The 17,909-nt window shown below is 74.9% G+C and carries 16 protein-coding genes and 1 pseudogene; 11 read left to right on the top strand and 6 right to left on the bottom strand.

The features are described from left to right. Nucleotides 1-143: 143 nt before the first annotated feature. The 8 genes and pseudogenes from NBM05_RS01445 (at nucleotide 144) to NBM05_RS01410 (ending at nucleotide 8,831) form a co-directional block, all read left to right on the top strand. Entirely contained in the window at nucleotides 144-833 is a 690-nt protein-coding gene (locus NBM05_RS01445; RefSeq protein WP_254164561.1) for a GntR family transcriptional regulator, read from the top strand. After that, entirely contained in the window at nucleotides 830-2,032 is a 1,203-nt protein-coding gene (locus NBM05_RS01440) for an MFS transporter (protein WP_254164559.1), read from the top strand. The genes NBM05_RS01445 and NBM05_RS01440 overlap by 4 nt, the downstream gene beginning before the upstream one ends. 70 nt (nucleotides 2,033-2,102) lie before the next feature. Then, on the top strand, nucleotides 2,103-3,482 hold the full coding sequence (locus NBM05_RS01435) for a peptidase C39 family protein (RefSeq protein ID WP_254164558.1): 1,380 nt from the start codon (nucleotides 2,103-2,105) through the stop codon (nucleotides 3,480-3,482). Beyond that, complete coding sequence (locus tag NBM05_RS01430) at nucleotides 3,479-4,306, top strand: helix-turn-helix domain-containing protein (protein ID WP_254164557.1); 828 nt, start codon at nucleotides 3,479-3,481, stop codon at nucleotides 4,304-4,306. Before NBM05_RS01435 ends, NBM05_RS01430 begins: the two co-directional genes overlap by 4 nt. A 382-nt stretch (nucleotides 4,307-4,688) precedes the next feature. After that, a complete protein-coding gene (locus NBM05_RS01425) occupies nucleotides 4,689-5,639 on the top strand; it encodes an ABC transporter ATP-binding protein (protein WP_254164662.1) in 951 nt (316 codons plus the stop codon). Nucleotides 5,640-5,701: 62 nt separating this feature from the next. Beyond that, the gene (locus NBM05_RS01420) at nucleotides 5,702-6,754 is read left to right on the top strand and encodes an iron-siderophore ABC transporter substrate-binding protein (protein WP_254164555.1); all 1,053 of its coding nucleotides are present in this window, start codon (nucleotides 5,702-5,704) and stop codon (nucleotides 6,752-6,754) included. Continuing rightward, nucleotides 6,685-7,740: pseudogene (locus NBM05_RS01415) on the top strand (iron chelate uptake ABC transporter family permease subunit); the annotation flags it as partial. The gene NBM05_RS01420 and the pseudogene NBM05_RS01415, both read left to right, overlap by 70 nt. 170 nt (nucleotides 7,741-7,910) lie before the next feature. Beyond that, nucleotides 7,911-8,831 (top strand): iron chelate uptake ABC transporter family permease subunit, encoded by a 921-nt coding sequence (locus tag NBM05_RS01410; RefSeq protein WP_254164553.1) that lies wholly within the window; start codon nucleotides 7,911-7,913, stop codon nucleotides 8,829-8,831. A gap of 91 nt (nucleotides 8,832-8,922) precedes the next feature. Here the strand turns inward: NBM05_RS01410 and NBM05_RS01405 are convergent, their stop codons facing one another. Further along, complete coding sequence (locus tag NBM05_RS01405) at nucleotides 8,923-9,870, bottom strand: quinone oxidoreductase family protein (RefSeq protein WP_254164551.1); 948 nt, start codon at nucleotides 9,868-9,870, stop codon at nucleotides 8,923-8,925. A gap of 82 nt (nucleotides 9,871-9,952) precedes the next feature. Next, nucleotides 9,953-10,690 carry an SDR family NAD(P)-dependent oxidoreductase gene (locus NBM05_RS01400; RefSeq protein WP_254164549.1) on the bottom strand — a complete coding sequence of 246 codons (738 nt, stop codon included), beginning with the start codon at nucleotides 10,688-10,690 and terminating at the stop codon, nucleotides 9,953-9,955. A gap of 258 nt (nucleotides 10,691-10,948) precedes the next feature. Here NBM05_RS01400 and NBM05_RS01395 point away from each other — a divergent pair, with 258 nt between their 5' ends. The 3 genes from NBM05_RS01395 (at nucleotide 10,949) to NBM05_RS01385 (ending at nucleotide 13,888) form a co-directional block, all read left to right on the top strand. Continuing rightward, nucleotides 10,949-11,839, top strand: a complete 891-nt coding sequence (locus NBM05_RS01395) for a hypothetical protein (protein ID WP_254164547.1) — start codon at nucleotides 10,949-10,951, stop codon at nucleotides 11,837-11,839. Between the two features lie 161 nt (nucleotides 11,840-12,000). Next, the gene (locus NBM05_RS01390) at nucleotides 12,001-12,894 is read left to right on the top strand and encodes a helix-turn-helix transcriptional regulator (RefSeq protein ID WP_254164545.1); all 894 of its coding nucleotides are present in this window, start codon (nucleotides 12,001-12,003) and stop codon (nucleotides 12,892-12,894) included. Between the two features lie 58 nt (nucleotides 12,895-12,952). After that, nucleotides 12,953-13,888, top strand: a complete 936-nt coding sequence (locus tag NBM05_RS01385; RefSeq protein WP_254164543.1) for an aldo/keto reductase — start codon at nucleotides 12,953-12,955, stop codon at nucleotides 13,886-13,888. A gap of 115 nt (nucleotides 13,889-14,003) precedes the next feature. Here NBM05_RS01385 and NBM05_RS01380 read toward each other — a convergent pair whose 3' ends face one another. From NBM05_RS01380 to NBM05_RS01365, 4 genes are all read right to left on the bottom strand, one after another. Further along, complete coding sequence (locus tag NBM05_RS01380; protein ID WP_254164541.1) at nucleotides 14,004-15,209, bottom strand: MFS transporter; 1,206 nt, start codon at nucleotides 15,207-15,209, stop codon at nucleotides 14,004-14,006. A gap of 204 nt (nucleotides 15,210-15,413) precedes the next feature. Next, nucleotides 15,414-16,205 carry a hypothetical protein gene (locus tag NBM05_RS01375; RefSeq protein ID WP_254164539.1) on the bottom strand — a complete coding sequence of 264 codons (792 nt, stop codon included), beginning with the start codon at nucleotides 16,203-16,205 and terminating at the stop codon, nucleotides 15,414-15,416. Next, nucleotides 16,205-16,672 carry a PadR family transcriptional regulator gene (locus tag NBM05_RS15770; protein ID WP_373689255.1) on the bottom strand — a complete coding sequence of 156 codons (468 nt, stop codon included), beginning with the start codon at nucleotides 16,670-16,672 and terminating at the stop codon, nucleotides 16,205-16,207. The genes NBM05_RS01375 and NBM05_RS15770 overlap by 1 nt, the downstream gene beginning before the upstream one ends. Before the next feature lie 100 nt (nucleotides 16,673-16,772). Further along, nucleotides 16,773-17,558: an NAD-dependent epimerase/dehydratase family protein gene (locus NBM05_RS01365; protein ID WP_254164537.1), complete on the bottom strand. Its 786-nt coding sequence runs from the start codon at nucleotides 17,556-17,558 to the stop codon at nucleotides 16,773-16,775. Nucleotides 17,559-17,909 lie beyond the last annotated feature (351 nt).

The raw sequence follows: 17,909 nt of genomic DNA, 5'->3' as shown, positions 1-17,909 counted from the left end.
CCGCGTGCCCCGATGGCCCGCATGCCCCGGCACCCCGTACGCTCCAGCACCCCGCACGCCCCGGCATCGCGGGTGCCCCGGCGCCCGCACGCCGGGCGGCGCGCGAGTCGACTCGCATAGCCTCATGATGTATACGTAGATGCATGCATCAACAGGATCCGAGTCCCGTCGTCGGCCTCCCCTGGACGGGGGAGGACCGCCCGCGCTCCCACGCCGAGCGCATCGCCCGGGAGACCGCCCAGCGGATCGTGCGCGGCGAGCTCGAGGCGGGGTCCCTCCTGACCGAGGCCGAGATCGCCGCCGCGCACGGCGTGAGCCGCACCCCAGCCCGCGAGGCGATGCTCCAGCTGGAGCGCTGGGGCCTGGTCGCCATCGCGCCGAAGAAGGGCGCCGCGGTCACCGTCCCCACGGCCCGCGAGCGCCGCGAGCTGCTCGACGTCCGCTCCATGCTGGAGACCCACATCGTCCGCGGGCTGGCCGGGGACGACGTCGCCCGCTCAGCCCTGGGCGCCCGCCTCCGGGGGATCCTCTCCCGCCAGGAGGCCGCGCTGGGGGACCCCGCCGCCTTCGCGCTGCAGGACTACGCCTTCCATGCCGCGATCATGCTCCACGGCGGGAGCCGGGCGGTCGAGGAGATCGCGGTCGTCTTCGGCCCGCGCCTGGTCCGCCTGACGCACCTGGCCGTGGCCTCCCGGGCCGGGCGGCTCGGCACGTTCGTGGAGGAGCACGCCGCGCTCGCCGACGCCGTGGAGGCCGGCGACGCCGCGAGCTTCGAGGCGCTCATCGGCCCCCACCTGTCCGCGGGCCACGGCGACTACGAGGTCGCCCCGTGAGGCTCGCGCCGGCGCCCCGCGCCTGGCTCCTGGTGGTGCCCAGCGTCTTCCTCCTCGCCTGGGGCGGCAACCACTTCACCCCGCTGCTGCACCTCTACGAGACCGTGGGCGGCTACGCGCCGTGGCAGGCGAACCTGCTGCTCGGCATGTACGTCTTCGGCCTCGTCCCCGGTCTGCTCGTCGCGGCCGCGCTCTCGGACCGGCACGGCCGCAAGCCGGTCACCGCGGCGGGGATGGCCGCGTCGATCCTCGGCAGCGTCGTCCTGGCCTGCAGCCTGCACTCCTTCCTCCTGCTGTGCCTGGGGCGGCTGCTGGCCGGGGTCGGCGTCGGGGTGGGGATGTCGGTCGGCTCCAGCTGGATCAAGGAGCTCTCCTTCCCGCCCTGGGATCCCGGCGCCGGCGTCGCGGCGGGTGCCAAGCGGTCCTCGCTGACGCTGACCCTCGGGTTCGCGCTGGGGGCGGGGGTGACCGGCGTCGTCGCGCAGTGGGCGCCGTGGCCGGGGCAGTCGCCCTACGTCGTGCACCTGGTGCTGTGCGTCGTGGCGCTGGCGCTGCTGGCGCGGGCGCCCGAGAGCCTCGCCTCGGAGCGGCGCGTCCGGCAGGCGTGGTGGCGGGCCCTGCGGGTGCCCTCGGCCGGGCAGCGCGACTTCCGGTGGCTGATCCTGCCCGCCGCGCCGTGGGTCTTCGCGGCGGCCGGGGTCGCGTACGCGGTCATGCCCGCGGTCGTGGAGTCCTCGCTGGGGGAGTGGGCGACGCTGTACGCGACCGCGCTCGCCGTGGTCACGCTGGGGGTCGGGGCGGTCGCGCAGACCGCCGTCGGGTTCCTCAACCGGGTGACGGGCGGGCACGCCCTGATCGTGGGGCTGGCGGGGATGACCGCGGGCATGGTGCTCGCGGCGGTGGCCGCGCGGGTCGCGGACCCGGTGCTCGCCTTCGCGGTCGCGGTGGTGCTGGGCGCGTCCTACGGCGTGTGCGTGGTAGCGGGGCTGCTGCTCGTCCAGGGCATGGCCGCCCCCGGCGACCTGGCCGGGATGACGGGGATCTACTACTCGCTCGCGTACCTGGGGTTCCTGCTGCCCGCCGTGCTCGCTGCCCTGCACCCGGTGCTGGCGTACCCGCCGGGGCTGGTCGTCGTGGCGGTGGTGTGCGCGGGGTCGCTGGCGGCCGTGACGGCGGCCTTCCGGCGCCGCCGGATATGATCACCGGACACACGCCCCGCCGCCGCGTCGCCCCTCCGGCCCTACGCGCGGCCCGTCCGCAGGAGTTCCCATGCCCCCTCGTGACCGCACGCCGCCCGGGCGGCTCGTGGCCGTCCCGTTCGACGCCGCCGCGCCCCCGGCGCCACTGATCCGGATCGCGCCCCCGGAGGTGCTCTCCCGGTGGGGCGCGGCCGACCGCGCGCCGCACGCCCCGCGGGTCCTCGCGCTCGTCGAGGACGGCGGCGTTGAGAGCGTCGGCGGTTTCGATGGCGCCGACAACGCCGACAACGCCGACAGCTCCGGCAATCCCGACGGCACCGGCAGTCCCGACGGCGCAGATAGTCCCGACGGTGCCGGGGAATCGGAGGGGCTGGGGGAGCGGTGGGTCGGCGCGACCCTCGTGACGGCCCGCCCCGGCACGTCCTACGCCAAGATCGTCGACGCTGTCGGTGACGTGCCGGCGGTCGTCGGAGCCGTGGTCGAGGACGCCCGCGCCGCGGGTCTAGCGCAGGTCAAGTGGGAGGGCTGGACCGTCGACGACGCCGGCGCCGCCGCGCTGGGCTTCTCCCGGCTGCGGGCGCCCGTCCGGGCGGCCGACGTCGTTCCCCCGGTTGTCCCCGCCCCCGCCGGCGAGGACTCGTTACTCGCGTCGGACCCGGGTGGGGCTGGCGACTCGTCACTGGGGCCGGATCCGGCCGAGACTGACGACTCGTCGGTCGCCGGGCCCGGCACCCGGGGCGACGAGTCGTCGTCGCGCCGGGAGGATGCGGGGGTCCCGTCGCCGCCCGCGGGGTACGTGCGGTGGCTGGTGGACGGCGTCGTGCGGGAGCCCGGTTACTACCGGCAGAGCACCGACTTCAGCTGCGGGGCCGCCGCCTCCCTGATCGCCCGGGCGCAGACCGGGGCGCTCGGGCCCGGGGGCATCACCCGGGAGGCCGAGCTCGGGCTGTGGCGCCGGGCCACCAACTTCCCCGCCTGCGAGCCCGTGGGCCTCGGGGTGGCGGTGCGGCAGGCCTGGCCGGGCTCCGACGTCGAGGTCTTCCTCGACACGGAGCGGCCCGTCCTGCTCGGCTACTACGAGCGGCCCGAGCAGGAGTGGCGGGCCGTGCTGCAGCGCAGCTCGCGGGCCGAGGCCGGGCGGATCGGGCTTCCCCTCGAGGGGCGCCGTCTCGGCATCGGGGACGTGCGCGCCGCCGTCGGGCGCGGCGAGCACCTCCTGCTGCTGGTCTCCGCGGCCCGGATGCAGGGGTTCGACGTGCCCCACTGGATCCTGTGCCACGGCGCGGTGCCGGGCGCCGTCGTCGTCGAGGACACCTGGACCCACGACGCCGCGGGGGAGACCTGGGTGGACGCGCACCTGCTGCCCATCCCGGACGACTCCCTGGATGCGATGTCCGCGCTGGAGGAGGACGGGTTCCGCGGCGCGGTGCGGATCGCCGCCGGACGATGACGCCCGACTCCGCGAGCATGGGCGCCTGGCGCCGGGAGCCGGAGACGCGGGTGGTGCGGGCCCTCCCCCTGCCCGACGCCGCCGCCGCGCCCTTCGTCATCTACGCGGAGGCCCACGTGGCGGGCGTCCCCACCGAGTGGGAGCCGCACTCGCACCCCATGCACGAGCTGGTGTGGGTCCGCGACGGGACCATGACGGCCCGGGTGGGCGACCGCGTCTACACGGTGGCGCAGGGGAGCGGGCTGTGGCTGCCCGCCGGGCAGGTGCACGCGGGCCGGCTGACGGCCGGCGCCGGGCTCTACGACGCCTTCTTCGCCCCCGAGCACACGCCGGAGGGCTTCGGCGAGCCGATGGCGATCGAGATGACCCCGGTCCTCGAGTCGCTGCTGGTCCGCCTGGCCCGGAGGGATCTCGACGCCGGCGCGCGCGCCCGCTCGGAGGCGGTCGTCTTCGACGTCCTCCAGCCCTCCGGCCGGCAGCTCGCCCTGCGCCTGCCGGGCGACCCTCGGATCGACGCCGTCGCCGAGGCCCTCCTGGCGGACCCCGCCGACCGCCGCTCCCTGGAGGAGTGGGCGCAGTCCCGCGGCCTGAGCGTCCGCACGGTCGCGCGGGCGTTCCGCTCCGCGACGGGCCTGTCCTTCGCCCAGTGGCGCCAGTCGCTGCGCATCCACCACGCCCTGGTGCTGCTCGCCGAGGGGTGCGAGGTGCGGGAGGCCTCCGACCTGCTCGGCTACGCGCAGCCCAGCACGTTCATCGACGCCTTCCGGCGCGTCATGGGGACCACCCCCGGGGCCTACCTGGAGGGGCTCGGCGCGCCCGCCTGACCGGAAAGGCGTATTCCCTGGCGGCAAATCCTGATTGCGGCCAGGGGAAGCCGCCTCTATTCTGACGGAGTGAAGGTAAACCTAACCTATCCTGCCGCGCTCGGGTCGGCGTCGAGCCCTCGGCGCAGGCCCGCGTTCCGATACCCGGCGACGCGGCCCGCGCACCCCGCCAGACTGGCGCTTCCGACCTCGCCGCGGATCGGGGCCTGACGCATTGCGCCACTCGTCTGTGCCCGAAAAGACCGCGCCCCGCGATGTCGCATCCCGCGACTCCGTGCCCCGCGATGGGGAGCCCCGCGATGCCGAAGAGCCCCGCCATGTCGATGCGCGCGACGTCGAGCCCTCCGCCGGAGCCGCCGACGCCGCCCTCAGTGGCGAGGGCCTGGTGCTGCGCTACGGCCGCTCGACCGTCGTCGACGGCGTCCGCCTGGAGCTGCGTCCCGGGCGGGTCACGGCCCTGGTGGGCCCCAACGGCAGCGGGAAGTCCACGCTGCTGCGCTCGCTGGCCCGGTTGCACCGCGTCGACGAGGGGCGGGTGTTGCTCGGCGCCGCGCGCGGCCAGCGCGATACGCCCGGTTCGCACCGGGACCTGCCCAGCCCCCGCCACGACGCACCCGGCTCGCACCGGGACCTGCCCAGACCCCGCCACGGCGCACCCGGCTCGCACCGGGTCACGGCCGGTCAGCGCGACACGACCGGACCCCGCCGCGATGCCACCGCCCTCACCTCGAGCGAGTTCGCCCGCGAGGTCACGCTCTTCGCCCAGTCGCGGAACGCCCCGGACGGGCTCACCGTCCGGGAGGTCGTCTCGTTCGGGCGCCACCCGTACCGCCGGCGGTTCGCGGGGCTCTCCGCGCGGGACCGCGACGTCGTCGAGCGGTCCATGCGGCTGACCGGCGTCCTCGAGATGGCCGACCGGGCGGCGGGCGAGCTCTCCGGCGGCGAGGTGCAGCGGGTCTGGCTGGCCGCGTGCCTGGCGCAGGAGACCGGCGTCGTGCTCCTGGACGAGCCGACCAACCACCTGGACCTGCGCTACCAGGTCGAGACGCTGGACCTGGTCCGGGACCTCGCGGAGGACCACGGCGTCGCGGTCGGGGTGGTGCTGCACGACCTCGACCACGCCGCCCGCGTCGCCGACGAGCTGCTGCTCCTGCACGCAGGCCGCATCCACGCCGCGGGCGCGCCGGCCGAGGTCCTCACCGCCGGGAACATCGGGCACGTGTACGGCATCCGGGTCGAGGTCGAGGCGGACCCGCGCTCGGGGCGCCTGCGGATCGACCCCGTCGGGCGGCACTCCGCCCGGGATCGCCGCACCGCACCCGCCCGTGCCTGACCGCGTCTTCACCCCCTGATTTTTCCCCCCATCAATCAACACCCCACCAGAAGGAACCCCCCATGACCCGATTCCCCCGCCTCGCGGCCGCCGCCGCGACCACCCTCGCGGTCGCGCTGACCGTCGCGGGCTGCGGCACCACCAGCGTCGAGGACTCCGGCGAGGACACCGCCGCCTCGACCTCGCAGGGCTGCTCCGAGGACGTCACGACCTCGACCGATCCGGTCTCCCTGACCGACGGCGTCGGCCGCCAGGTCGAGCTGGACCGGCCCGCCGAGCGCATCGCCGTGATGGAGTGGCAGCAGGTCGAGGACGCGCTGACCCTGTGCGTGACCCCGGCGGCCGTCTCCGACGCGGAGGGGTACAGCACCTGGGTCAGCGCCGAGGAGCTGCCCGAGGGCGTGACCGACATCGGCAACCGCGAGGAGCCGGACCTCGACACGCTCTACGCCGCGGACCCGGACCTCATCGTCGTGGAGGCCTACAGCGCCGACGACGAGATGGTGAAGCGGCTCGAGGAGCGCGACGTCCCCGTCCTGGTCACCAAGGGCGCCGACCCGGCCGACCCGATCGGCAACATGAAGGACGTCTTCGAGATGATCGGCGAGGCCACCGGCCGCTCCGAGCGGGCCGACGAGGTCGTGAAGGAGTTCGACGACCACCTGGCCGAGGCCAAGGGCAAGGTCGAGGACGCCGACCTGCCGACCAAGGAGTTCCTGTTCTTCGACGGCTGGCTCGAGGGCGGCAACCTCACCGTCCGCCCCTACGGCCAGGGCTCGCTGTTCAACGCCCTCGGCGAGGAGCTCGGCATGACCTCCGCGTGGACCGACGAGGTCAACGAGGCCTACGGCGACGGCGGGGTGGACCCCTCCTACGGGCTGGCCCAGACCGACGTCGAGGGCCTGACCGCCGTGGGCGAGGCGAACCTGTTCTACGCCAACGACGAGGGCGCGGGCGGCTACGTCGAGGCCCTCGAGCAGAGCCCGATCTGGACCTCGCTGCCCGCCGTGAAGGAGGGCCGCGCGCACTCCTTCCCGCCGCGCGTGTGGGGCGCCGGCGGGCCGCGCTCCACCGAGCAGGCGATCGACGCCTACGTCGACGTGCTCGACCAGTAGTGAGCCAGCGGGTGAGCGAGCGGCAGGGGGCCGTCCGCGCGGGCCTGTCCGGCGCGGCCGTCCTCCTCCTGATCCTCGCCGCGATCCTGCTGGTCGGCGCGTGGCACCTGACCCAGGGCACCTCGGGCGCCGGGGTCGGGGACCTGCTGCGCTACCTCGGCGGGGCGCGCGAGGACGTCGGCGGCGTGCCCGTCGGGGAGGTGCTCGCGGGCTCGCGCCTGCCGCGCCTGCTCGCCGGCGTCGCCGTCGGGTTCGCGCTCGGCGCGGCCGGGGCGCTGCTGCAGTCCGTCACCCGCAACGCGCTGGCCTCCCCGGACACGCTCGCGGTCACCGCGGGCGCCTACTTCGCCCTGACCCTGGCCGCGGCGTTCGGGATCGCGGTGCCGCTGTGGGCCTCCGGGCTGGTCGCGGTCGTCGGCGGGCTGCTCGCCGCGGCCGTGGTCCTGGCGCTCGCGGGCCGGGCGACCGGGACCGGCACCACCCGCCTCATCCTGGCCGGCTCCGCGATGGCCATGGCGCTGGACGCCGGCACCGGCATGCTGCTCATCCTCTTCAAGGAGAACACCACCGGGCTGTACGCGTGGGGCAGCGGCTCGCTCGCGCAGCTGAACATCGACGCCTCGCTGCGGGCCGCGCCCGTCGTCGTCCTGATCCTGCTGGTCGCGCTCCTGCTCTCCCGGCGGCTGGACGTGCTGGGCCTGGGTGACGACGCCGCCTCCTCCCTGGGCGTGCCCATCCGCTCGACCCGGGTCGTCGCCGTGCTGTGCGCGGTCCTGCTGACCGGGACGGCGGTGACGCTGGCCGGCCCCATCGGCTTCGTCGGCCTGGGCGCCCCGGTCCTGGCCCGGCTGCTGGCCGGCCGGGTCGGGGCGCTGCGCCGGCACCTGCTCCTGGTGGGCGTCTCGGGCCTGCTCGGCGCGCTGCTGGTGCTCCTGGCCGACGCCGCCCTGCGCGGCCTGCTGGGCGCCGAGGGCGCGGCGTCGATCCCCACGGGCGTGCCGACGGCGCTGCTCGGCGGCGTGCTCATCGTGGTGCTCGCCCTGCGGCTGCGCGACGCCGGCCCCGTCCGGCGCCCGCCCGGGCCCGGACGCCCGCGCTCCCGCCGGCGGTTCACCGGGGTGCTCCTCGCCGCGGGGTCCTGCTGGCCGCGGCGGCCGTGCTCGGCCTGCTCGCGGGAAGCCTGTGGCTGCGGACCGGCGACCTCCCGGCGTGGCTCCAGGGCGGCGCACCGGACCTCGTGGCCCGGGCGCTGGACGAGCGCGCCCCGCGCGTGGCCGCCGCGATCCTCGCGGGCGCGGCCCTCGGGCTGGCGGGCACGGTCGTGCAGGGCACGGTGCGCAACCCGCTCGCCGAGCCCGGCCTGCTGGGCATCACCGCCGGCGCAGGGCTGGGCGCGGTGGCCGTGGTGACCTCGGTGGCCGGGGGCGGCCGCGGGCTGCTCATCGCGGCGGCCCTCACGGCGGGGCTGGCGACCTTCGGCGTCGTCGCGCTGCTGGCCTGGCGCGGCGGGCTGCTGCCGGACCGGTTCGTGCTGGTCGGCATCGGCTGCGGGTACGCCCTGAGCGCGCTCAGCACGTTCCTGCTGCTGCGCGCCGACCCGTGGCAGACCCCGCGCATCTTCACCTGGCTCTCCGGCACGACCTACGGGCGCACGTTCCCCGACGTCGCGTGGGTCGCCGCGGCCCTCGTCCTGGCGGCGCCGCTGCTGTGGGCGCTGAGCCGGCACCTCGACCTGGTCGCGGTGGACGAGGACACCCCGCGGATCCTCGGCATGCGGCTCGAGCGGACCCGGCTGGGGCTGCTGGCCCTCGCCGCGGCGCTGGCGGCCGTGAGCGTCGTCGCGGTGGGGGTCGTGGGCTTCGTGGGGCTGATCGCGCCGCACCTGGCCCGCGCGCTGGTCGGCGCGCGGCACGGGCGGATCATCCCGGTCGCGATGCTGCTGGGCGGGCTGCTCGTGTGCGTCGCGGACCTGCTGGGCCGCTCGCTCATCGCGCCGTCCCAGCTGCCGGCCGGGCTCATGATCGCCCTGGTCGGGGCGCCGTACTTCGTGTGGCTGCTGCGGCGCTCGCGGGGCTGAGGGCGGCGGGCTGCCTCGGACGCGGCGTGCGGCGAGGGCGGCGGCCGGCCTCGTGCGCCGGCCGCTGCCCTCGCCGTGCTCCAAGCTCGCGCTAGAAGGTGAGGACGATGCGCCCGCGCTGCCCGCCGGCCTCCAGGAGCCGGTGGGCCTCGGGGGCCTGCTCGGCGGGCATGCTCCGGCCGTAGTCGGGGACCAGCCGGCCGGACTCGACCGCCGCGACGACGTCGTCGAGCTTCCCGCCGTGGTGGTAGTCGTCGAACACGAAGATCTTGTGCAGCGCCACGTCCGCGTCCTCCGGGGCGTCCCAGCCGCGCACGGTCGCGAAGCCGCCGCCCGCGCGCACGGCCGGGAGGGCGGCGTCGTTCTGCACCGCCGCGTCCAGCAGGCCGTCGACGCCGTCCGGGGCGATCTCGCGGATGCGCTCGGCGACGTCGTCCCCGCGCGGCACCACGTGGTCCGCACCGGCGGCGAGCACGCGCTCCCGGTCCTTCCCGGCGGCCTCGGCGATCACGGTCAGGCCGCGCAGCTTGGCCAGGGCCACGGCGTAGACCCCCAGGGTGCCCGCCGCGCCGGTCACGGCGAAGACGCCGCCCTCGGGCAGGTCCAGCCGGTCCAGGGCCTGGAGGGCGGTCAGCGCGTTCATCGGCAGCGTGCTCGCCTCCTCGAGCGAGACGCCCTCCGGGACGCGGGAGAGCGAGTCGGCGTCGGCGACCAGGTACTCGACGTAGGCGCCGCCGTGCTCGCCCGAGGGCAGGGCCATGGCCATGACCTCGTCCCCGACGCTCCAGGCGGAGGTGTCCAGGCCGTCCGCGGGGTCCCCGACCTCGTCGACCACCCCGGCGGCGTCCATGCCCGGGGCCAGCGGCTCGGTGGGCTCCGGGCCGCCGTAGCCGCCGGTGCGGACGCCGGTGTCGGTGGGGCTCACGGCGGCGGCGCGCACGCGGATGCGCACCTGGCCGGGGCCGGCGTGCGGCTCGGCGACGTCGTGGGCGGCGAGGACCTCGGGTCCTCCGAATGCTGTCAGTCCGATGAGCTTCATGACCGGCACAACCGCGCCGAGAGGGGCGGCATTCCGGGATCAGCCGGGGGCTGAATCGGCGGGGTGGCCGGGTTTCGTCTCCTCAGCCCGCGGGGAACAGCAGGCCGGTGTGCTCGGCCAGGGCGTCCAGCAGGTCGTGCTGGAACTCCTCGTCGCGCACGGCGGGATGCGGAGTCTCGGTGCGGAGGTGGTGCCAGTAGCCGCCGGACTCCAGGGCCGCCGGGTCTTCGGTGGTCGCGAGCCACGCCTGCGTGACGTGCCCGAGCGCCAGGTCGTCGCTGGCCCCGGGCCCGCCCATCCTCGTCGGCACCCACCCAGGGTCGACGGCGTGGGTCGGCACGTCCGGCCAGAGCCGGGCCACCGCGGCCATCAGGGCCGTGACGTAGAGCTTGCTGTCCGAGTAGGAGCGGGTCTCGGAGTGGCCCGACCAGTCGACGCCGTCAAGGTCCGGCTGCCCGCCCCGGTGCATGCTGCTGCTGAGGTACACCAGCCGGCCGGGGTGCTCCATCGCGGCCGTCAGCACGTAGGGGGCGACGACGTTGACCGGCAGCACCGCCGAGCCGCCGATGACGCCGGCGTTGTGGATCACGGTGTCGAAGGGCCCCGCCGCCGAGGCGCGCTCGGCCAGCTCCCACACCTCGTCGAGGCGCGCGAGGTCGCCGGCCAGGTCCCCCGCCGCGCGATCCCTCAGGCCGGCCACCTCCGCGAGCCGCTCCTCGCTGCGGGCGTGGAGGACGACGTCGTGCCCCTCCTCTAGCAGCGACTCCGCGGCGGCGCGGCCCAGGCCGTCGGCGGATCCGGTGATCATGATGCGTGCCATGCGGTGCTTCCTCGTTCTCGGTTCCTTTGTCCAGTGTTCCGGTGATGTCAAGGCATCCGACGGTGTACGGATCTCCCGGCCCCGTTCCGAGATGGGACGAAGCGCACTCGTGGCGCGGCCGATCCGGTGGTCTTCCGGCAACTTAAGATGATGCGTGGCCCGCGCGCCGGAAGCATTCCTGATCGGTGCCGCGGAGGCCATCTTTCACACGCGCATCCTCGGCGAGTTCGCCGTGCGCATCTCCTATGAGACGGGAACATGACGTACAACCCTCACGGCGGCGACGGTCCGCACGGCTCCTTTCCCCCTGGACAGAACCCCTACAGCGCCCGGGACTACTACCGGTCGAAGCCGACGACGTCCAAGACCTTGGGGATCGTGGCGCTCAGCATGTGCGGGGCGTCGCTGCTCTTCTTCTGGATTCCCTTCCTAGGGGTCGGGGCGGGGATCGCGGGCGTCATCCTGGCGTCGCTCGCCCTCGTGAAGGGCCAGTTCAAGCCCTTCAACATCGCCGGAGTCACGGTCGCCGGCATCTTCACCCTGGTGTCGCTGGTGGTGACGTTCGGATTCATCGTGAATGCCTTCGTGGGCGCCTCCGCGGTGGCCGGGAGGGGGAGCCCCACGAGTTCGGGGGCCGGTGCGACGGACACGAACCCCAGCCCGAGCGCCTCGGCGACGAGGCCCGCTCCGACCACCACGACCTCGAGTCACCCGACGCCTTCTGCTTCCCCGACGCCCTCCGCCTCTCCATCACCGACGCCGATGATCGCGGCGAGCGTCAGCCCGGACGAGTTCTCCGACGTCGACGAGCGCGCGCTCGCGCTGCTCGTGAAGTCCCCCAAGGACCACATGGGAGAGCACGTCGTCATCTACGGTCGGATCACTCAGCTGGACTCTGCCACCGGTCCGTGCGCGATGCGGTTCGACATCTCGTTCGCGCCTCAGCTGAACTCCTACGACTATGGAGAGAACTCGAGAGCCTACAGCGGTGACGGCAAGTCCGACTGCCCGGCGTTCGACCCGCTCGTGGCGGACGACGAGGTGCGGATGCTGGCTACCGTCCTGGGCAGCGAAACCTACAGCACCCAGATCGGCGGAAGCACCACGGTGCCCGCCTTCTTCGTCTCCGAGGTCGAGATCCTCGAGTAGTGCGTAAGGCGGCCTCCCGAGGCTCCGCGACACTCTGCGCACGAGATCCGCAGGTCGGAGGGGACGGTTCCCCGAGGGCCGTCCTCTTCCTCGACCCGGGGCCCTGGAGGGGGTACTCCCGGTGACTGCCCCGGCGCCGGCCGGCCGTCTACCCTGTGGATATGGACAACCGAGCCGAGGTCCGCGCGTTCCTCACCACCCGCCGCGAGAAGGTGACCCCGGGGGAGGTCGGGCTGCCTCCGGGCATGAACCGCCGGGTCAAGGGGCTGCGCCGCAGCGAGGTCGCGACGCTGGCGGGGGTGAGCGTCGAGTACTACATCCGCATCGAGCGCGGTGCGATCGGCGGCGCCTCCCCCGAGGTCCTGGACAGCATCGCCCGTGCCCTGCGCCTGGACGACGCCGAGCGCGCGCACCTGTTCGACCTGGCCCACGCCGCGGGTCCCGTCGGCCGGCCGCCCCGGCGTCGGAATCCGGCCACGTGGGCCCCGCACCGGAGCCTGCAATGGGTGCTCGACGCCGTGACGGCCGGCCCCGCCTTCGTCCGCAACGGCCGCATGGACCTCCTGGCAGTGAACCCGCTGGCCAGGGCCTTCTACCACGAGCTCTACGAGATGCCCGGGCAGCCGCCGAACATCGCCCGGCACGCCTTCCTCGACGAGCGCGCCCGCGACTTCTACCCGGACTGGGACGGGCTCGCCGACATCACGGTCGCCATCCTCCGGACGGAGGCCGCCCGGGACCCCCGCAACAGGGAGCTGCACGACCTCGTTGGGGAGCTGTCGACGCGCAGCGAGGAGTTCCGACGTCGGTGGGGCGCCCACGACGTGCGGCACCACGGCAGCGGGTCCAAGAGCTTCCACCACCGGGTCGCGGGGCCGCTGACCCTCGCCTACGAGGGCATGGAGATGGAGGCCGAGCCCGGCCTGACCCTCACGATCTACGCGGCGGAGCCCGGCTCCGAGTCCGAGGAGCGAATGCGGCTGCTCGCCTCCTGGGCGGCGAGCGAGTTCCGCGCGGACGGCACGGCGCCCGAGCGCCCCCGGCGCCCCGTGTAGCGTGGTGGCCACGGGGAGGTGTGACCGCGCTCATCCCCACGCCGTCGAAGGAGGATCCATGCGAACCGTTCCCCTGGGAGCCACCGAGGCCCGCGTCTCGAACGTCGTCGCGGGCATGATGCGCATCGCCGAGAAGCCCGACGCCGAGATCCGCGCCCTGTACGAGGCGGCCCGGGAGGAGGGCATCGACTTCTTCGACCACGCGGACATCTACGGCGGCAGCCCCCACCGCTGCGAGGAGCGCTTCGGCTCGGCGCTCCGGCTCGACGCCGCGGAGCGGGAGCGGATCAGGATCCAGACCAAGACCGGGATCGTGCCGGGGGAGTGGCACTACGACTCCTCCTACGAGCACATCGTCTCCTCGGTCGACGCCTCGCTGCGGGCGCTGGGGACCGACTACGTCGACGTCCTGCTCATCCACCGCCCGGACGCGCTGGTGGAGCCGGAAGAGGTCGCGCAGGCCTTCGAGGCGCTCGAGGCCGCCGGGAAGGTACGGGCCTTCGGGGTCTCCAACCACACGCCGCGGCAGATCGAGCTGCTCCGGTCCGCGGTGACCCAGCCCCTCGTGGTCAACCAGCTGCAGCTGTCGATCACGCACTCCGCGATCGTGGCGCAGGGCCTCGCCGCCAACATGGCCGGCGAGGAGGACGCGGTGACGCGCGACGGCGGCGGCGTCGTCGACTACTGCCGCCTCCACGACATCACGATCCAGGCCTGGTCGCCGTTCCAGAAGGGCTTCCAGGACGGCGTCTTCTTCGGCGCCGAGGAGTACCCCGAGCTCAACGCCGAGCTGGACCGGCTGGCCTCCAAGTACGGCGTGACCCCCACGGCCATCGCGACGGCGTGGATCACCCGGCACCCCGCGGGCATGCAGGTGGTGCTGGGGACGACGACGCCGCGGCGCGTCCAGGAGGCGGCCGAGGGCTCGGACCTCCCGCTGACCCGCGGCGAGTGGTACGGGCTCCTCCAGGCGGCGGGGCACCGGGTGCCCTGAGCCTAGCCCGGGCGGCACCGGCGGGATCGCGCCGGACGGGCGACGTCGGCGGGACCGCACCGGGCGGGCGAGGTCAACGGGTCGCGCCGGGCGCGGCCGACGGCGCCCTCTCGCCTCACGCGGCCGTCGTCCCGTCCCGGCGCTCCCGCCGCAGCAGCAGGCCCAGCGGCAGGAAGTACAGCGCCGCGATGCAGGCGCCGACGGCGACGGGCCCGGTCGCCCCGAGCGAGGAGGCGATGGCGAAGCCGGCGAGCCACGAGCCCACCGCCGTGCCGACGTTGAAGGCCGAGGTGGCCAGGGCCGAGGCCAGCGTCGGGGCGTGGCTGGCGAAGCCCACTGCCTTGCCGATGAGGATCGGGTTGGTCGACATCCCGAACAGGCCGAGCAGCCCGACGAGGACCACCGTGATCGCGGGCCGATGCGAGAAGGCGACCAGGCCGGCCAGGACGAGGAAGGTCATCGCGGCCGAGGTGAACAGCACGGCGTAGGGCCGCCGCCCGCCGAGGGCCCCGCCCGCGTTGGAGCCGATGAGCGCCCCCACCCCGTAGGTCAGCAGGACCAGCGGGATCGCCGATGCCGGCAGCCCGGTGTTCTGCGTCAGCAGCGGGGAGATGAAGCTGTACGCGGCGAGCGAGGACCCGCACACGACGGCAGCCCCGGCCAGGACCAGCCACACCCGCCCGTCCCGGAGTGCCGCGACCTCGGCGCGGACGGAGGGGATCGGTCCGGTGCCGGGGTCCGCGGCGACCATCCGGTGGACCAGCCCCGCGGCGAGGATCGCGAGGACCGCCAGCCCCCAGAACGGCCCGCGCCAGCCGACGACCTGGCCCGCGAAGGAGCCGAGGGGCACGCCGAGCGCGTTGGCGAGCATTCCCCCGCCCAGGATCACGCCCAGCGCCTTGGAGGCGAGCGCGGGCCCGGCGGCCTTGGCCGCCACGACGGCGGCCACCGCCCAGAACGCGCCCGTGGCCAGGGCGGTGAGGAAGCGCGCCCCGAGGACCAGCCCGACGTTCGAGGTCAGGGCCACCACGACGTGCCCGAGCGCGAAGACGAGCAGGGCGAGGGTCAGCGTGAGCCGCCGCGGGAGCCGGAGCGTGAGGATCGCCATGAGCGGCGTCCCGACGATCATCCCGATCGCGAAGACCGTGATCATCAGGCCCGCCTGGGAGACGGGGAGCGCGAGGTCGCCGGCGATCTCCGGCAGGATGCCGGCGACGACGAACTCCGTGGTTCCCATGAGGAAGACGCCCGCGGCGAGGATCCAGGTGACGAGGGGGAGCCGGCCGGTGGCGGGGGTGGTGTGCTGGGTGTCGGTGGGCATGTCTGCGGAAGGAACGCTCTCTGCGGGGGTGCTGGGAAGGAGGCGGCCGTGCCGCGGGGCCGGACCGCCTTGCGGTGCGGGCCGTGACGACGCGGCACGGGATCGCCAGCGTTCATGCAACCACCCCGGGTGGTTCAGAGGGAGGCCGGGGCGATGGGGGTACCGCCGGTGCCCCTTAGGCGGGCGCCCCGCGGCGGGGTCGGCTCAGGAGGCCCATCCGATGGCCCAGAGGCCCGCGCACATCGCCACGGTCGCGAGCGGGATCAGCAGGGAGTAGATCCGGACCGCTGTCTGCGCGCTCGCCTCACCCCGCGCGTCACCCGCCACCTCGCCACGCTCCACCCGGCCCGGGGCGTCCTCCTCCGGGTCGACGAGGGGGTCGGGCCCCTCGCGCAGCGCCACGGCCCGGCCCCAGGCCGCTCCGGCGCCGACCACCGCGAACCCCGCGAGCAGCACCGGCCCCGCGGGCAGGGCCAGCACCGGGGCGTCGAGGAGCCAGCCGATAATACCCATCGCCAGGGAGGCCGCAACGACGCCGAGCACGATCACCACCCAGCTGACCACCGGCCGGCGCATCGCGAACCGCAGGAGGGGCGTGGCCGCGAAGACCAGCAGCAGGTCGACGACCGCGACCAGCGCGAGCGCGGACAGCCAGAGGGCCGTGAGCTCCGCGGGCTCGCCCCGGCCGAGCGGCATGGCCGCGAGGGTCGCGATCATCAGGCCGAGCGACTGCAGCGCCATGGGCGCCACCGTGCGCGCCATCGCCCCCGGGTCCCGCGGGCCGGGCGCCGCCCACGACGCCGCGTACCCGGCCGCGTCGCCGAAGGCCTCCTCGGCGTCCTCGCCGCTGTCCACGCAGTGGCCGTCGACCTCCCGCAGCGCGTCGCCGATGCGCCGCCCGCTCACCTCGCGCAGCCGCGCCTCCAGGATGAAGCGGTGGGACCAGGCGGGGTCGACGTGCGGTGCGAGCCGCCGTTCTTCGGTCATCCGGGGCATCACGAGTCCTCTCGTTCGGCGGTGACGGGGTGGGGCTGGGCGGGGCGGCCGGGGGCGGGGTGTCCGGCCGCAGGTGGTGCGGCGGTAGGTAGTGCGGCGGCGGAATGCCCGGCGTCGGGGCGCCCGGCGGCATCCGGACCGCCCAGGACGCCGTCGACGACGCCGGCGAATCGCCGCCACCGCCCGGTCTGCTCCTCGAGGCTCCGGCGTCCCTCCTCGGTGAGGGAGTAGTACTTCCGCCCGGGCCCGCCCTGACCGGCGCGCCACTCCACCGCGACGGCCCCGGCCGCCTCCAGCCGGCCCAGCAGCGGGTACAGCGTGCCGCCCTTGATCGCGCCGAAGCCGGCCTCCTCCAGGCGCGCGGCGATCGCGTAGCCGTAGGTGGGGCCGTCCACGAGCATCCGCAGCACGGCGAACCCGAGGACGCCGCGCAGCCACTCGCCGGGCCACTCCGAGGTCTGCTTCATGGCTAGACAGTAACGCGATCTAGTCAGGCGCGCAATATAGGTGGCGGGGCCGTACTCCACGCCGGGTGCGTGGACGTCCGCACCATCCGTCTCACGTGCATCACATGTGCCTCAGCGTGAACTCCGCCGAGCCCAGCGCCCCGGCCTGCGGCTCGTCCCGGGGCGGCGCGACGTCGTGCCCCAGGATGCGCGCGGCGTCGTCCTGCGGCTCGTAGCCGATGGCCCGGCCGGGCTCCAAGGACCAGAAGCGGTGCTCGTTGGCCGAGACCGCGTAGAAGACGCAGTAGTCCTCCCGGGTGGTCATCGCGGCCTCGAAGGCCCGCCAGGCGTCGGCGTGGCTGAGCCAGGTGGCGGCCTCCCGGGGGTTCTCGGGGGCCTCCTTGAAGGTGCCGATGCACAGGCTCGCCACGCGCAGCCCGAACTTGTCCGCGTACATACGGGCCAGCGCCTCGCACGCGGCCTTGCTGGCGCCGTAGAGCCCGTCCGGCCTGATCGTGCTCGTCTCGTCCAGCGTGGCGCTCGCCGGGTGCAGGCCCGTGGCGCGGTTGCTGGAGGCGTACACGAGGTGCCGCACGCCGGCCGCGCGCATCGACTCCAGCAGGTGGTACAGGCCCAGGGCGTTGACCTGGAGGAGGTCGGCGTAGGGCGCCTCGTCGGGGATCCCGGCCAGGTGCACGACGCCGTCCACGCCGTCCAGGAGGGGCGGGATCGTGGCGGGGTCGCGCAGGTCGAAGGCGCGGCAGGTCTCGTTGACCTCGCCCGCCTCCGGGGCCTCCAGGTCCGCGACCACGAGGTGGCCGACGCGGGGCTGCAGGTGCCGGCGCAGCCCCCGCCCGATCTTGCCGTTCGCTCCCGTGATCAGCCAGCTCTCGTCCTGCAGCGTCATCGGTGTCCTCCTCGAGGGGTCGGCGTGGCGGCGGCCGGGCCGGTCCGTGCCCGGTCCGTTCGGGGCCGGGTCGCACCTCCCGGCGCCCACCGGCCGCTGCGCCCCAGCCTAGCGAGGCCGGTCGCCGGGACGGGGGGAGGGTCACCCGGCGGTTCGGGCGCCGCCCCGGCCGTTCTCGGGGACGACGTCACGGAGTCGTGCCTCGTGGGGCCGGTGTGATCGGGTGGGAGGAGGGCAGGCGACGCATCGATCCCGCGACGGGTCCCCCCAAGGAGCAAGGAGGTGCAGTGGTGGCGGACGAACTTCCGCGTCATCGAGATCTGGAGGAGTCGGCGGTCGACGATCGCACCC

The sequence above is a fragment of the Rothia santali genome (genome assembly GCF_024199905.1).
GTDB classification, from domain to species: Bacteria; Actinomycetota; Actinomycetes; order Actinomycetales; family Micrococcaceae; genus Rothia; species Rothia santali.
This window is presented reverse-complemented; position numbering and strand designations above follow the sequence as displayed.